At 50.6% G+C, this 15,075-nt stretch carries 12 protein-coding genes; 2 read left to right on the top strand and 10 right to left on the bottom strand.

The window, feature by feature from the left end:
* Positions 1-105 precede the first annotated feature (105 nt).
* The 6 genes from DCW36_RS03470 to cphA all read right to left on the bottom strand — a co-directional run bounded on the left by DCW36_RS03470 (position 106) and on the right by cphA (position 7,444).
* Positions 106-1,476 carry a HAMP domain-containing sensor histidine kinase gene (locus tag DCW36_RS03470; protein ID WP_114779573.1) on the bottom strand — a complete coding sequence of 457 codons (1,371 nt, stop codon included), beginning with the start codon at positions 1,474-1,476 and terminating at the stop codon, positions 106-108.
* On the bottom strand, positions 1,473-2,165 hold the full coding sequence (locus tag DCW36_RS03465) for a response regulator transcription factor (RefSeq protein WP_114779571.1): 693 nt from the start codon (positions 2,163-2,165) through the stop codon (positions 1,473-1,475). Before DCW36_RS03465 ends, DCW36_RS03470 begins: the two co-directional genes overlap by 4 nt.
* Positions 2,166-2,382: 217 nt before the next feature.
* Entirely contained in the window at positions 2,383-2,706 is a 324-nt protein-coding gene (locus tag DCW36_RS03460; RefSeq protein WP_114779569.1) for a 2Fe-2S iron-sulfur cluster-binding protein, read from the bottom strand.
* The gene (locus DCW36_RS03455; RefSeq protein ID WP_114779567.1) at positions 2,706-3,713 is read right to left on the bottom strand and encodes an NAD(P)/FAD-dependent oxidoreductase; all 1,008 of its coding nucleotides are present in this window, start codon (positions 3,711-3,713) and stop codon (positions 2,706-2,708) included. Before DCW36_RS03455 ends, DCW36_RS03460 begins: the two co-directional genes overlap by 1 nt.
* A 228-nt stretch (positions 3,714-3,941) precedes the next feature.
* On the bottom strand, positions 3,942-4,685 hold the full coding sequence (locus DCW36_RS03450) for a DUF72 domain-containing protein (RefSeq protein WP_114779565.1): 744 nt from the start codon (positions 4,683-4,685) through the stop codon (positions 3,942-3,944).
* A 131-nt stretch (positions 4,686-4,816) separates the two neighbouring features.
* Positions 4,817-7,444 carry a cyanophycin synthetase gene (gene cphA / locus DCW36_RS03445; RefSeq protein ID WP_114779563.1) on the bottom strand — a complete coding sequence of 876 codons (2,628 nt, stop codon included), beginning with the start codon at positions 7,442-7,444 and terminating at the stop codon, positions 4,817-4,819.
* Positions 7,445-7,757: 313 nt separating this feature from the next.
* Between cphA and DCW36_RS03440 the strand changes: the two genes are divergently transcribed.
* On the top strand, positions 7,758-8,936 hold the full coding sequence (locus tag DCW36_RS03440; RefSeq protein WP_114779561.1) for a hypothetical protein: 1,179 nt from the start codon (positions 7,758-7,760) through the stop codon (positions 8,934-8,936).
* 316 nt (positions 8,937-9,252) lie between these two features.
* Here the strand turns inward: DCW36_RS03440 and DCW36_RS03435 are convergent, their stop codons facing one another.
* Complete coding sequence (locus DCW36_RS03435; RefSeq protein ID WP_125185196.1) at positions 9,253-9,615, bottom strand: STAS domain-containing protein; 363 nt, start codon at positions 9,613-9,615, stop codon at positions 9,253-9,255.
* Positions 9,616-10,117: 502 nt separating this feature from the next.
* Positions 10,118-10,465, bottom strand: a complete 348-nt coding sequence (locus tag DCW36_RS03430) for an STAS domain-containing protein (RefSeq protein ID WP_114779557.1) — start codon at positions 10,463-10,465, stop codon at positions 10,118-10,120.
* A gap of 678 nt (positions 10,466-11,143) precedes the next feature.
* On the opposite strand from DCW36_RS03430, the gene DCW36_RS03425 reads away from it, so the two are divergent.
* The gene (locus DCW36_RS03425) at positions 11,144-11,800 is read left to right on the top strand and encodes a response regulator (protein WP_114779555.1); all 657 of its coding nucleotides are present in this window, start codon (positions 11,144-11,146) and stop codon (positions 11,798-11,800) included.
* Positions 11,801-11,892: 92 nt separating this feature from the next.
* On the opposite strand, the gene DCW36_RS03420 is transcribed toward DCW36_RS03425, so the two are convergent.
* Both DCW36_RS03420 and DCW36_RS03415 read right to left on the bottom strand, forming a co-directional pair.
* Positions 11,893-13,008, bottom strand: a complete 1,116-nt coding sequence (locus DCW36_RS03420) for a fatty acid desaturase family protein (RefSeq protein ID WP_114779553.1) — start codon at positions 13,006-13,008, stop codon at positions 11,893-11,895.
* Positions 13,009-13,398: 390 nt separating this feature from the next.
* Positions 13,399-14,862, bottom strand: coding sequence for an aminoacyl-histidine dipeptidase (locus DCW36_RS03415; RefSeq protein WP_114779551.1), 1,464 nt, complete (start codon positions 14,860-14,862; stop codon positions 13,399-13,401).
* Positions 14,863-15,075 lie beyond the last annotated feature (213 nt).

Raw genomic sequence — 15,075 nt, 5'->3', positions numbered from 1 at the left:
TGGGTTTAACGGATGTTTATTCCATCCTGCCTGATAGCACTACAGCAGAGGCTGTGGTGGCAGGCACAGCAGAATAAAATTAGTTGTTTGGTGCGGCGCCCCGGGCTACTTCGGGTGCCGGAACCGGATACTGATGGTGGTTCCCTGCTGCGGAACAGAGTGCAGGTGAAGTTTGCCTTTGTGAAGACTGAATATCTTTTGCGCGAGCGAAAGCCCGATGCCATGTCCGGTTGCAAAGCTGAGGTTGCTGCCCCTGAAGAAAGGTTTGAAAATCTGCTGTTGTTCCACCTCCGGTATACCGACACCCTTATCTGCGAAACGCAGGAGGGTGTACTTACTGTCGAAGCTGATGGAAACATCGCATTGCCTGTTTCCGGAAAATTTACAACCGTTTTCCATCAGGTTAGAAAAAGCGGTTTTCAGCAGGTACTCATTGCCATAAATTGTAATGTCCTTTTCATTTTCTATATCCGCTTCAAAAAGAATGTTGATTTTATAGCCCGGATTTGCTTTTAGTACCTGCTGTCTTGCGTCGAGCAGCAGCTCATCGAGTCGCACTTTTTTTTTGCTGATGTTTACGGTGTCGTAACTGGCTTTAGCCAGGTCCAGCAGCCCTTTTGACAGGCGGGAGAGTACTTTCGCATCCTGAAGGGCAAGATCGATGGTGGTTTCATACGCTTCAGCCGTTCTTTTCTGCGACCTGGCCAGTTCGAGTTCCGCAATAATGGCAGCCAGCGGCGTGCGTAGCTCGTGGGAGATATTGGAAACAAACTGGCGTTGCGCCTCAAACGATTTTTCGAGCCGGTCGAGCATCCTGTTAAAAGTGATGGCCAGTTCTGCTATTTCATCTTTCCCGCTGCCTTCGTCCAGGCGCTGGTTTAGGCTGGTTGCGGTAATGTTGCTTACCCGTTTTACAATATCAGAAACCGGGCTGAGCGCCTGCCTGGCCAGGAACCTACCGGTCAGGAAGATAACAATAACAGCTATAAGCAAGCCGAGCACAAGGGATAAGCGCAGGTTCTTCAGTTTGGTAAGACCATAATCGTCGTGCGCGGCTACGGTAATGATATAATTCTTGTCTTCGTGCGTGTACAGGAACCCGATTACCTCTTTGCCCTCCTGGGTTAAACTGACTTCTTTCTCCCGGATAATCTGGCGGAGCATGTCTGCCGTTTCTTCCACAAAATCGATATTGGAGGCATCGTGGTAGAGCAGCTTAAAGTCAGTATCATAAATGGCAACCTGTTCCTGGCCGGGCGCTGTGCGGGTGTTGCGGTAAATGGTTTGCAGCACCTTGGGAGCTACCTGGGCATTCAGTAACATGCTGGCTTTGGTAACTGCATCTAAGCGTATGCGCCTGTGAAACGAATCTTCGCGGTTTTCGGCATAGTTAAAATAAATAATTACAGCAAAGGCTATCATCAGCGCTGCCGTAATGGCAGTAAACAAAAGGGTAAGCCTGTTCCGGATTTTCATGCTTCCGCGGCTTCTTTCAGCACAAAGCCCATTCCTGGTTTGGTATGAATCATCTTGGTAGGGAACTCCCGATCAATTTTCTTGCGGAGGTAGTTTATGTACACATCAATAAAGTTCGTACCGGTGTCGAAGTGCGTGTTCCAGACATTTTCCGAAATCTCTACACGCGAAACCACGCGTCCGCTGTTGCGCATCATGTATTCCAGCAGCGCAAACTCCTTCGGGGTCAGGTTAATTTCCTTGCCCATGCTGGTGACAATTTTTTTCTGCAGGTCCATTTCCAGGCGTCCTGTCTTTAAAACAGAGCCTGTACTGCCGGTCCCGGAAGCGTTACTGCGTTTCAGCAGCTCCCGTATCCGCACATGCAGTTCCCGGAAATCAAAGGGCTTTACGAGATAGTCGTTGGCGCCGGCATCAAAGCCTTCTACCTTGTCGTCGGTAGTACCCAGCGCTGTCAGCATGATAATCGGAACATCGGGGAAGGTCTGCCGCAGTTCCTGGCACAGATCCAGCCCGTTGAGTTTGGGTAGGATGATATCCATGATGATCAGATCGAATTGTTGGCTTAGCGCTGCATTTCTGCCTTCCTCGCCATCTGCTGCGACAGTAGTTGTATAGTCCTGTTCTTCCAGCCCCCTGCGTATCAGGTCAGCAACCCGCTTCTCGTCTTCAATTATCAGAATATGCATATAATGGTTTGTAGATGAAGTGACAAAATATGAAAATTTCGACGATAATATTAAGAAAAAGTGTTTGGGTTTTAACAAATTAAGCGCACTTTTTTACTGTATTCGGTTTGATGGCAAAGCATTTCGGGGAGTGGAGCTGTAAAGCACCAGCGCCTGCCGCTAAAGTCAGTAGAAAACCGACTTCAGCGGCAGGCGTTGGTATGAAGGATGCGGGGTTTTATGCCTCCGGCTTCAGGCGCACGACCAGGCCATCGAGGGCCGGTGCAAGGCGTAACTGGCAGGAGAGGCGGCTGGCGGAGGTAGCATGCGGCAGCGAATCGAGCATGTTGGCTTCGTCGTCGCTGAGCTCGGGCAGTTCGCCGCTTTCAATTACCTCTACATGGCAGGTGGCGCAGAGGGCCATGCCGCCGCAGACAGCTGCAATGTCGTACTCGCTGGCTTTAAGTATTTCCATCACCGACAAACCCATGTCGGTCGGGGCTTCTACTTCCTGCCGGGTGCCGTCTTCGTGCTCTACGTAAATCTTTATTGTATCTTCCATCAGGCTAATTCTGTTATGCCGTTTACGGTGGTGTATTTCAGTACGAATTTCTTGTCCGGGTAAATGATGTTGTAAGCGCTTTGCGCCATCAGGGCCGCCTCGTGGAAACCGCAGAGGATCAGTTTCAGCTTGCCCGGGTAGGTGTTGATGTCGCCGATAGCATACACGCCCGGAATGTTGGTGGAATAATCGAAGGTGTCCACTTTGATGGCGTTCTTCTCCAGTTCCAGTCCCCAGTTTTCCAGCGGCCCCAGCTTAGGCACCAGCCCGAACAGCGGAATAAGGTAATCGGTTTCCAGCGTATAATCGGTGTCATTTTCCACGGCGATGGAAACGGCATTCAGCTTTCCGTTGCCGTGCACGTTGGTAACATTCGACTTGAGCAGGAGCTTGATTTTGCCTTCTTCAGCCAGCGTCATCACTTTCTCTGCCGACTCGGGTGCGCCCCGGAAGGTGGTGCCGCGGTGCACCAGCGTGAGTTCTTTGGCCAGGCCGGAAAGGTAAATGGTCCAGTCGAGGGCAGAGTCGCCGCCGCCGGCAATAACCAGACGCTTGCTCCGGAATGCCTCCGGGTCGCGTACCATGTAGTTCACGCCTTTGCCTTCGAAGTGCTCCAGGTTCTCGATGGCCGGTTTGCGCGGCTCAAAAGAACCAAGGCCTCCCGCAATCACCACTACCTTACAGGCAATGCCGGTGCCTTCTGAGGTGCGTACCACAAACGAGCCATCCTCCTGTTTCTCCAGTTCTTCTACCCGTTCGCCCAGCGTGAAGGTAGGGTGGAAGGGGGCAATCTGCTGCTCCAGGTTCTTCACCAGGTCGCCGGCCAGCACCTCCGGGAAACCGGGGATATCATAGATTGGTTTTTTAGGGTAAATTTCCGACAGCTGACCGCCCACCATGGGCAGTGCGTCCACCACATGGCAGCGCATTTTCAGGAGACCAGCTTCAAAAACGGCGAACAGCCCTACGGGACCTGCGCCCACAATGCATATATCTGTTTTGATCATTTCGGTATAATTAAAAGTTTAAAGTAGCGCTGCCTGTTGCGCTAACTCTGGTACAAAGTAACCGCCTATCCTGCTGAATAGCCAATTACTATATTTTATGAGTTATTACTTTTGGTTATGAGTTAATGGTGTGCATTACCATTGTCTATACAACAATTTAGGGCTGCCAGGAGTTGCAAAGAGCTTAACTTTTTTTGGGTTTTGGGGATAGAAAAAAGTGGAAATGTTTCAGTGACCGCCTCCCCGTTGCTGTACCAGCTCCTGTAGCCGCATGGCATTAAAAGCCGCGTAGCCGTACTGGTCGTTATCGAAGTAGAGGTACACGTCTTTGCCTTCGTTTTTCCAGTTGATGCAGTTGCCGGCCCACCAGTGGAGGGTGTCGTCGGAGTAGCTGCCGGCATATTTTCCGTCGGGCCCGTGCAGGCGCACATACACGAAGTCGGCTGTTACCTCCATCGGCGACAGGTGCCATTCCAGCTCGTAGATACAAAAGGCCGCGTTGTAACGCCGGAGCAGGTCCAGCACGCCGGGGCTGTACCAGCTGTGGTGCCTGAACTCGAAGGTGTAGCGGTAGTAGGGCGGCAGGGCCGCCAGGAAAGCAGCCAGCCGTTCTTCGTTTACACCCCAGCCGGGCGGCAGCTGAAACAGGATCGGTCCCAGTTTCTCTTCCAGCGCATTCACGTTTTCAAAAAAGCGGGCAATGCTCTGCTGCGGGTCCTTCAGCTTTTTCATGTGCGTAATAAAGCGGCTGCCTTTCACGGCAAAAACAAAATCGTCGGGAACGGAGGCGCGCCAGTTGGCAAAGGTTTCGGCAGCAGGCAGTTTGTAAAACGAGTTGTTTATCTCGACGGTCTTGAAATGTTTGATGTAGTGCCCGGTAAAGTCTTTCGGTTTCATGCCGTGCGGGTAGAAGTTCCCGATCCAGTGTTTGTAGTGCCAGCCTGAAGTGCCGATGTGTATTTTCCTGTCCATCCGTTCCTGCTTTGGGTAACCGTTTGGCTATACTGCTGGCAGTACACTTTTGTTAATCTTTCCTGCTGGGTCTCAAAAATTCTGCTGCGCCTGCCACCACACCCACTGCTCCTGAAAAACTGCTGTTACGGCTACTCGATCATCACATTGCGGTGCTGGATAATCCGGAAATCCTCGATGAGTTTAATGGCTTCCGGTATATCTTCGGAAAAGAGCGTGATAAAGGCTCCCTGTGGGGCGTACTCCATGGCATAGGCCAGCGCGCGGGCTTCCTGTTTTATTTCGGTGAGTTTCATCTGGGGAGCAACTGCCAGGATGCCTTCTTTCAGCATCATGTTTATTTCGTCGCCGCTGCGGCCACGGGTGTCTTTGTCCTGCCGGATAATGATTTCGTCGAAGTAAGCTGCAGCCAGCCGGCCCATTTCCACGATGTCCTCTGCGCGCCGGTCGCCTACCCCGGCAATGATGCCGATCTTGGGACGGGCTTCCACTTCGCTCAGGAATTCGCCTATGCCTTGCAGGCCGGCGGTATTGTGGGCATAATCGATCAGTACCTCGAACTTGGGCAGCCGGAACAGGTTCATGCGGCCCGGCGTGGTTTCCGGTGATGGCAAAAAGGTGCGCAGGGCAGTTTTAATTTCAGCCACTTCGAAATGCGACACGTAACCGGCAAGGGTGGCCGCCAGCGCATTCTGCACATTAAACCTGGCGCGCCCGCCAAAGGTCAGCGGTATGTCTGCCACCCGGTCGATTCGGATCTTGTAAGTATTCTTGAAAATAGAAATGAAACCGTTCTCTAAAACAGCAGCCAGGCCGCCTTTGGCAATGTGCTTGAGAATGCGCGGGTTGTCTTCATTCAAACTGAAAAAGGCCACTTTGCAGGCCAGGCCATTTGCCATCTCATATACCAGGTCGTCATCGGCGTTCAGGATGGCGTAGCCCTGGGAGCAAACCGTTTTGGGAATTACAGCTTTTACCTGCGCCATCTGTTCCAGGGAATGAATGTCGCCCAGGCCCAGGTGGTCGGACGAAACGTTGGTCACGATGCCAATGTCGCACTGCCGGAAGGCCAGACCGGAACGCAGGATGCCGCCGCGGGCACACTCCAGCACGGCGTAGTTAACGGTCGGGTCTTTGAGGACAAATTCGCTGCTGTAGGAGCCGGTGGTGTCGCCGGTGATGATTTTGTTGTCCTGGATGTAAATGCCGTCGGTGGTGGTGTAGCCAACCTGGTAGCCTTTAAACCGGAGCATGTGTGCGATCAGGCGGGTGGTGGTGGTTTTGCCGTTGGTGCCGGTAACGGCCACAATCGGGATGCGGCTCGGGCGCCCATGCGGGAACATCATGTTGATAATCGGCTCCGCCACATTCCGGGCCAGGCCTTCGGTGGGGGAGATGTGCATGCGCAAACCGGGAGCAGCGTTCACCTCTATCACGGCACCCCGCGTTTCGTGCAGCGGTATGGCAATGTCTGTCGACATCACATCGATGCCGCAGATATCCAGCCCGATAATGCCGGCAATGCGCTCTGCCATCAGCACGTTGTAGGGGTGCACCTGGTCAGTTACATCGGTTGCGGTGCCGCCGGTACTCAGGTTGGCGGTGTTTTTCAGGTACAGCACTTCGCCATCCGCTAAAACCGATTTCAGCGTCAGCTCTTTCTCGCGCAGAATGGCCCGCGTGTTTTTGTCTATTTTGATGTGCGTCAGCGCCTTTTCATGACCGATGCCCCGGCGTGGATCTTTGTTTACCTCCTTTACCAGCTGCTGTATGGTGGATGTTCCGTCGCCGGTAACCATGGCGGGCGTACGTCGGGCTGCGGCTACAAATTTCCCGTTAATGACCAGCAGGCGGTAGTCGTGCCCCTGGATGTACTGTTCCACCATGACGGCTTTCGAGAAAAGCTGGGCTTCCTGCAGTCCTTTCTGGGCATCTTTCCAGTTGGTAATGTTTATGCTGGCGCCTTTGCCCTGGTTGCCTGTCAGTGGTTTTACCACCACCGGGTAAGCCAGTTTTTCGATGGCTTCTTCCAGTTCTTCGGCACTGGTTACGATCATCCCCTGCGGTACCGGGATGCCGGCATCTTCGAGAATGAGCTTGGTGGCATTTTTGTCGCCGGCATTTTCTACGGCAAAGCAGGAGGTGCTGCTGGTCATGGCGGCCTGAACGTGTTTCTGGTAAATGCCATACCCCAGCTGGATCAGCCGCTTCTTTTCGTTGTTGATATACGGAATGTTCCGGCTTACAGCCTCTGACACGATAGCCTCTGTACTTGGGCCAAAGTACTCGTCTTCCCGGATCTGGTGCAGCTTGGCCACGTCCTGCACAATGTTTACTTTTTTGTTCCGGGCCAGCGCTTCGGTAATGCGCACAGCGGCATGGGCCGCATATTCGCCGGCACGCTCCTGCTGGTACGAAAACACCACATGCTCTACACCGGGCTCAGCCGTGGGGTACCAGCGGCCGTAGCCACACTCCATGCCGGCCAGCGTCTGCAGTTCCAGGGCGATGTGCTGTACCACTTTGCTCAGGGTTGTTCCTTCCTGCACCAGCCTGAAAAAGCCACCCTCTGTTCCTTTGGAAGCCCGGTGCTCGTACATGCCCGGGAAAAGCTTTTCGAGTCGGGCAGAAAAGTTGGCGATCTCGCTGGTCTTTACATCCTGCAGCTCGTTGAGTGCCAGTTTCAGCACAATTAATTTAGGATGCCTGATAGACCAGTAGCTGGGCCCACGCATGATCCTGAGTTCTAGAACTTTCATACTTAAGTTTGTTTTGCTGGCTTTGGCTGGCGGTACTGGCGCGACAGGCAAAGTTGGAACAGGTAAGTTGTTGCTTTTTATACCGTATTCTACGTGACGCGCCCCCGAATGGCAACAGGAGCAGTAAGAAAAGTGTCGGATGTCAGTTGCGGTAATTTTTTATACCTAAGACTAACAATTGTTTGTTTCTTACAGCGGATGAAAATACTGACGGAACAGGCGCAGTTTACGTGTAAACCACATCAACCAGATAGGGTGGGTTACGTTTAATTTAAAACAGTCGGTTTTTTAAATCTTAATAAAACGTAAAGCTATGACAAGAGAAAATTGGCGTAACTACGAGGAGCGTGGCTACGGTTCCCAAAACAGAAACTATGGCTCGCACCGGGATGATGAGCACCGGTCGCATGAAGACAGAGGCTTTTTCGACCGTGTGGGCGACACCATCAGTCATGCCTGGGACAGCTTAACCGGAGACCATGATGATATGGACAGAAACAGGAGAAACCGTTCCAGCGACTACGGCAGCAGGTCTTCTTACTCCGGCGATTACGACCGCGGAGGCTACAGCTCTTCTTCCGGCATGTCTGATTACGGCTCCTCGCAGCGCAGCAACATGCGGGGAAACAACTCTTACGACCAGTACGGGTATGGCTACTACACCAGCGGACAAGGCAATCGTTCCGGTTCCGGTTATGGCAGCTCCGGCTCCTCCGGCTCATACGGTAACAGGTCCCGCGACTCCGATTACGACAGAGGCACCCTTCACAGCAGCAGTTACGGCAGCGGCTCGATGGGTAGCAGCTACGGCTCCACTTCCGGCAGAAGCGATTCAGATTACAACAGGTCGGGCTCAGGACAGGGCGGTTATGGCTCAGGCTCTATGGGCGGCTACAGCGGGTCCAGGTATGGCGGCTCCAACTACAGCACGCACGGCAACTTTGGCGGCTCCTCCGACTACGGCGCCATGAGCGGAGGCGAAGGCTATGGTGGCATGAGCACCAGGGGCAGCAGTTCAGGCTATGGCAGCTCCAGCTCCGACTACAGCTCCGGAAGAAGTTCTGGGGCATCACGGGAGAGCGACTGGAACAACCGTAACCAGTACCGCAACACAGGTGGCGGCTCGGGCTCTATGGGAGGCGGTTCGTTTGGCAGTGGGGCCGGCTCCTTTAGCGGAGGCAATTACAGCAACACAGGCTCCCGGGGCGGAAGCAGTTCTATGGGCAGCTCCGACTATGGTTCTTCTCCGGGCAGAGGCTCCGGCTCGTGGCAGCGCGACAACTACGGTTCAATGAGCAGCAGTTCGGGCTACGGCAGCTCCAGCTCCAACTCCGACGCCTCTTCTGACTGGAGCAGCTCCCGCAGAAACTCCGGCATGATGAATGGCGGCTACGGCAGAGGCAGCAATTTCGACAGCAGCTCAACAAACCGGCAGGACCGTGACCGGGGCTATTACTCCTCCCGGAACCGAAGCCACGATGACTGGGATTAAAAATTTGTTTTAGGATTGAGTTGAAGGGTCTGCCGGCAAGCAGGCCCTTTACTTTTTGTTTTGCACCTGCCACCACAGCCACAGCACAACAGCTGTTCTTGTAAACAGCGCATTTTTTTCTGCTGTACCAGCCACCATAGCCTCTGCTCCCCTGGTAACGGTAGAAATGAAAAATATAAGTAGCTTAAAGTAGTACGCGAGAGGGCAGCGCCTCTCGTTTGGGAGATCGTTGGGGAAGAAAAATGCAGGGAAATACTGAAGCAGCCGTAACTGGCGAAAAAGATTCTATAAAAACCGGAACAGTTCCGGCGCCGGATCAGGATGCTAAGGAGCTGGCCATGTTGTTCTGGTGCATGTAATAGGCCAGGTCCTTGGTAGGAAGCACCGGAATGGTAGCATCAAGCTGCGTGGCATTAAACAGGAACTGGATGTGGTGCGGCAGGTTGATGATCAGAATATGAATACCTTTCTCCTGAAGAATATGCTGGTAAAGTGTTAAAAAAGCGATCGCTTCCGACGTAATACCCGTCATGCCTGCAAAATCCAGCCATATCGCTTTTTTGTCGGAAATGATGGCGCTTTCCATTTCTGCCTGGAGCAGCGGGAAAGTGTTTTCGTCCAGTATACCCATTAAACGAACATGGTAAATTTTGCCTTCGGAGATAGTTCTTATTCTCATATTCTGTTTTCCTGCTTTACTAAATAAAAACACTAAGGATAATCTGTAACAAAGATGTTCTGTGTCAGATAGTTTAATCTTTAAAAGGAAACCTTATAAAAATTAAAAATGCTTGTATTAAAAACAGTAATATTAAAGTAAATACAAATGAATGATTCAAAAGTACAGAGACAGAGAAGGAATGTAAATACCCAAAAGTAGGTATTTTTTAGCTGCTCATGCTGTCTGTTTTGTGGGTTAAAGGCTAATTCTTATATAAAAATTCTAAAAAATGGACGCGTTTATTGTACTTATCTGATGTGTTTAATTGATTTAACAACTCTGGAATTTGCTTTTAGGGTGATGAGGTGGCTGGTTTGTGTGTATGTGTTGTTATAAATATAGTTTTGGCTGGTTTTACCACAATGCAGGAATTGTACTGGCGTTAAAGTTTCCATAATTGGGAGTGGTGTGGGAACGTGGGGTTGCAGAAGCAGGAAAAGAAATATTTTTTTAACAAATGTCAGGAAGAGGCGATCATGACGGCATCCTCGAAGGTGCTTGCGATGGAAAAAATGCTCTGCAGCCCCACAATCTCGAATATGTTCCGGATTTTGGGTTGCATGCCATAAAACACCATCCGGATGCCCCGGTTGCTGTATGCCTGGAAATGGGCTAAAAAGACACCCAGGCCCGCTGAAGAAATGTAGGTCAGCTGCTGGCAGTTAATCAGAAGTGATTTGATATCCATGTCAATGGCTCTTTCAAGTGCCTGGTCCGCCTTTGCCGAAGAACTCGCATCTAACTCTCCGCTAAGCGCAACTTCCATCATCCCTTTTGTCCATGAGGTTGTTACGTCAAATTGTTTCATAAATCTATCTCAGTCTATGTTAGTAACCTTTTGGTTGTAGCACTACAGCAGGAGCTATACCGGAGAAACTTGCCACCACCCGAAAGGAAATGAGGCTATTTATTTTGCCTGTATTGTTTTGTGTACGTGTTTAAACTTTTTCTTTCTGAATTCACTGCCATTTTTCTCCCGGATACGTATCTATATCGCTCCATGTCCCGGATTCTTTTACTGCTCCTGCTCAGTTATTTACAGCCGTTAAGGAGGAGCGGCTCCGGCTCCGGTGGTTCAATGGTTGCTTAGATAAGTTATATTTTATGAATTAAAATTTAATTTGTACTAAAATATTCCGGTATGATGTTGTTTACAATTTTTAAAGCTACTACTTAAATTTAGTAGCAGCAACGTTTAAGTACGGATGATTATCAGGGTTTATACTTATTTTATGCTGAAATGGATAAAATTAACTGTTTTTCTTCGGTATAATTCTCAATTTTATATACCTATGTAACGCAACCTAAACAGGGTCTGAGTAACTGTCTTATTTCCTTTCATTGGTTTTGTGAATGCCTGTTAGTTTTTGTAATTTGGTGTAAATAGAACTATATCAGCAAAATAACTGTAGTATAGATGCCGGATTGGAAAAGAAAATGCTTCTGAAATTCCTATTTTGTAATTTGTAACTTTAGTATGCCACCTATGATTAATGTAATATTGACCGACGACCACCAGATCATCAGGGATGGAATTAAGGCCCTCCTGAGTAATGATCCTTCTATAGCAGTTGTTGGTGAGGCATCTAACGGAAACGAACTGATTGATTTGCTGGCTGTAACAGTTCCTGATGTGGTGCTGCTCGATATTAATATGCCTGAGCGTGACGGTTTTGAAACTGCCCGGTATTTAAAGGAAAACTTTCCATCCATAAAAGTACTTGTGCTCTCCATGCTCGACAGCGACAGCTGTGTAAACAAGATCATCAGTTCCGGTGCAGACGGGTATATGTTAAAAAATGCGGGAAAAGAGGAACTCCGGTGCGCAATTCAGTTAGTTGCAAGTGGCACCCCTTATATCTGTTCCAACCTGGCACTGGATTTATTAAAAAGGGTGCAGTTATCTGCTGTTCCTGCAAATGGTACTAAAACTTCTGAAAAAGGAGGTAAAGAGTTGTCGAAGCGGGAACTGGAGGTGCTGGTGCTGATTGCGGAGGGATACACCAACGCCGAAATTGCCGAAAAGCTCTTCACCAGCAAACGCACCATAGAAACCCACCGGCAAAACCTGCTCGAAAAAACTCAGACAAAAAACACGGCAACCCTGATCCGGTACGCGCTGAAGAATGGCATCATTGCCTGATGATAAAAGCTTTGCAAAAGCAGCAGCGGCTGCCTGGTTTCCCGGGCAGCCGCTGCTGTTTATGGTGCTTTCGTTGTTATAGGGACATGGTATCAGCCGATGGCTTCGTTAAGCGACGGGAGCTTACCGAAGCGGCGCAGGGTGTTGATGTGTGATTGCAGGGCCATGCCAAATGTTTTATTCTCCATGTAAGGAACACCAAATTCTTCTGCCGTCTGCTTTACAATTTCGGCAATCTTCGGGTAATGCACATGACACACTTTCGGGAACAGGTGGTGCTCTATCTGGAAGTTCAGTCCGCCTACATACCAGGAAATAAACTTGTTGTGCCTGGAGAAGTTAACCGTTGTGTTAAGCTGGTGGATAGCCCAGTCGTTTTCAATGTTGCCGCTCCCGTTCGGTACCGGGTGGCTGGTTCCCTCCACGGTATGCGCCAACTGGAATACCACGGTCAGGATAACCCCCGAAACAAAATGCATTACCAGGAAACCGGTCAGTACTTCCAGGAACGGAATTCCGAAGAAAAGCGTAGGTGCAGCCAGCATCGTGAAAAAGTAAACGAGTTTGAGCAGAACGATCCTTGCCAGAACGTTTACATTTTGCCTGCGGCTGTTCGCGTTTACGCCATTCGAAATAAACTGGAAAAACTGTACAAAGTCCTTCAGCAGTACCCAGTACACCGTCAGCATCCCGTAAAAAAGAAAGGCATACACCCACTGGAACCTGTGGTAGAACTTAACATCCGTATGCGGCGAAAACCGTAGCACGAGCCTGTCCTGTATATCTTCGTCGATGGGTACAATGTTGGTGTAGGTGTGGTGCAGGATGTTGTGCTGCAGTTTCCAGTTAAAGGAGGAGCCGCCTACCAGGTTAAGCGTATTCCCCATCAGGTAATTTACGGTTTTGTTGGTGGAGTAGGCGCCGTGGTTGGCATCGTGCATCACGCTCATGCCTATGCCCGCCAGCCCGATGCCCATCACCATCCAGAGCACCAGGCTCAGCCAGAAAGGAGGCTGCAGGCTTAAGAGCAGCACAAAGGGCAGGCTGTAACACAGCAACAGCACAATGCTCTTGACAACCATAGCGGTGTTCGCTTTTGGCGAGATTTGATGGGTTTGGAAGTAAGCGTCTACCCGTTTCTTAAGGGTTGGGAAAAACTGGCTTTTCTGTTCGGGAATAAACTTTACTTTACCTTTTAGTTTTGTCATAGGTGTTTATCAATTGATGATGACTGCCATGCAGTATTTTATTTTTCCAAAGCATTATCTTCATCAGCATCGCAACAACAATTCAAATCAGGGTAAATGCAGCGGGGTCTAAGTAGCTCCTTCCTCCGGGGTTAAGCTTGTCGTAACACGGGCGCTGAAAGCACCCGATTCAACAGCGTGTTCAGAAAGATAAGGAGCGTTAAATTTTAAAGATACTCAATTTTAGTTTCTGATCCCAATAGCAGGAGAATGGTTATTAGTTTACCGCTGCTGTTTACCTTCTTCTGAACAGGCGGAGGTAAGGCCGGGTACGTGTTGCTGTACCCGGTAACTCCTTGCCAGGTAAAGTCTTATGCAGGTAAAAGGGTTTTGCAGAAACCGGAAATGTGGTTAAGGGTTAACCGGAATCTGTTTTAAAGTTTCTGTAAAATAATGCCAGAATTTCTGCACCGAACTGATCTGCACCCGCTCGTCGGGGGAGTGGGCGCCGCGGATGTTGGGGCCGAAAGAAATCATTTCCATGCCCGGGTAATTGGCACCGATGATGCCGCATTCCAGTCCGGCATGGCAGGCATTTACATTTGCTTCTTCCTGGAACAGCTCCCGGTAGAGGTCGCTCATCATCTTAACAATGCCTGCACCTGGCTTCGGTGTCCAGCCGGGGTAGGAGCCGGAAAATTCTACACGGGCGCCTGCGAGCTCAAACGCACACTTAATGGCGGTGGCCATATCATCTTTTTCGCTGTCAACGGAACTGCGGGTAAGGTTCTGGACGCTGTAGCTGCCCTCTTTCAGGATAATGCGGGCCATATTGCTGGAGGTTTGCACCAGGTTTTCGATGTCCGGACTCAGGCGGTACACGCCGTTGGGGCAGGCGTACACAGCCCGCAGCAGATTTGCCTGAAAGGCAGGTGCTGAAACTGTAGTGGGTAGTGCTGCAGGGGCTATACTTACCTCCAGCTGCGGATCGGTGGTGGCATATTCGGCTTTAAGTGTGGCCGTAAGCGACGTTATCAGCTTTTCGAACTCCGCTTGTTTTGCTGCAGGCAGGGCAACGTCGGCAAACGATTCGCGCGGAATGGCATTGCGGAGACTGCCCCCGTCGATGGAGCCTATGCGCAGGCCACACCGGCTGGAAGCTTCGTGCAGCAGGCGGTTCATAAGTTTATTGGCATTGCCGCGCCCCAGGTGAATGTCCATGCCCGAATGCCCGCCTGTTAAGCCTTTGATGCTGATGCGGTAGCCGTTCATGCCAGGTGCCGGGCTTTCCTGCTCGTAGGTTCCGGTGGCTGTTACGTTCACGCCGCCTGCGCAGCCGATGGTGAGTTCGCGGTCGTCTTCGGTGTCGAGGTTGAGCATGATGGTTGCCTTTAGCACGCCGCCTTTCAACCCTAAAGCGCCTGTCATACCGGTTTCTTCGTCTATGGTAAACAGCGCCTCGACAGGGGGATGGGCTATGTCGGTAGAAGCCAGCAGCGCCATGATGGCTGCCACCCCTATGCCGTTGTCTGCACCAAGGGTGGTTCCGTTGGCTCTCACCCAGTCGCCGTCCACATACATCTCGATTCCCTGTGTATCGAAATCGAAAGTAGTACCGGCATTCTTCTGGTGTACCATGTCGAGGTGGCTCTGCAGCAGGATGGTTTGCCTGTCGTCCATGCCCGCACTGGCAGGTTTCCGGATCAGCACATTCCCGGTCTCGTCTTCGGTGGTGTCGAGGCCCAGGCGCTGGCCAAAGTCCTTGATAAATTGAATAACACGTTCTTCTTTTTTAGAGGGTCGCGGTACGGCGTTCAGGTCTGCAAAATAATTCCAGAGCGCGTGTGGCTCCAGGTTTCGGATATCGTTGTTCATCGTTTTATTTTTCTTTCCTGGTTAAGGGGACATCAGGAAAAGGTAAGAAGAAAATTCTAAAATCCTGCAAATTCTGATGCAAACATTCTGCTGCTCCAGCCACCACAGCCTCTGAACCGTTGATGGTAGTGATGAAATGATATTTATGATTTATAGTTTGTACTGCTTTTGTAGTTGTTGTAACTTGTTAAACCTCCTCTTTTTTGTTTAATG

It is taken from the genome of Botryobacter ruber (genome assembly GCF_003347595.2).
GTDB lineage: Bacteria > Bacteroidota > Bacteroidia > Cytophagales > Hymenobacteraceae > Pontibacter > Pontibacter ruber_A.
The sequence above is the reverse complement of the archived record's forward strand: the minus strand, read 5'-3'. Positions and strand labels throughout refer to the sequence as shown.

Coding starts and splice junctions, on each gene's coding strand:
- DCW36_RS03470 (WP_114779573.1), bottom strand. CDS start 1,476: ATGAAAATCCGGAACAGGCTTACCCTTTTGTTTACTGCCATTACGGCA.
- DCW36_RS03465 (WP_114779571.1), bottom strand. CDS start 2,165: ATGCATATTCTGATAATTGAAGACGAGAAGCGGGTTGCTGACCTGATA.
- DCW36_RS03460 (WP_114779569.1), bottom strand. CDS start 2,706: ATGGAAGATACAATAAAGATTTACGTAGAGCACGAAGACGGCACCCGG.
- DCW36_RS03455 (WP_114779567.1), bottom strand. CDS start 3,713: ATGATCAAAACAGATATATGCATTGTGGGCGCAGGTCCCGTAGGGCTG.
- DCW36_RS03450 (WP_114779565.1), bottom strand. CDS start 4,685: ATGGACAGGAAAATACACATCGGCACTTCAGGCTGGCACTACAAACAC.
- cphA (WP_114779563.1), bottom strand. CDS start 7,444: ATGAAAGTTCTAGAACTCAGGATCATGCGTGGGCCCAGCTACTGGTCT.
- DCW36_RS03440 (WP_114779561.1), top strand. CDS start 7,758: ATGACAAGAGAAAATTGGCGTAACTACGAGGAGCGTGGCTACGGTTCC.
- DCW36_RS03435 (WP_125185196.1), bottom strand. CDS start 9,615: ATGAGAATAAGAACTATCTCCGAAGGCAAAATTTACCATGTTCGTTTA.
- DCW36_RS03430 (WP_114779557.1), bottom strand. CDS start 10,465: ATGAAACAATTTGACGTAACAACCTCATGGACAAAAGGGATGATGGAA.
- DCW36_RS03425 (WP_114779555.1), top strand. CDS start 11,144: ATGATTAATGTAATATTGACCGACGACCACCAGATCATCAGGGATGGA.
- DCW36_RS03420 (WP_114779553.1), bottom strand. CDS start 13,008: ATGACAAAACTAAAAGGTAAAGTAAAGTTTATTCCCGAACAGAAAAGC.
- DCW36_RS03415 (WP_114779551.1), bottom strand. CDS start 14,862: ATGAACAACGATATCCGAAACCTGGAGCCACACGCGCTCTGGAATTAT.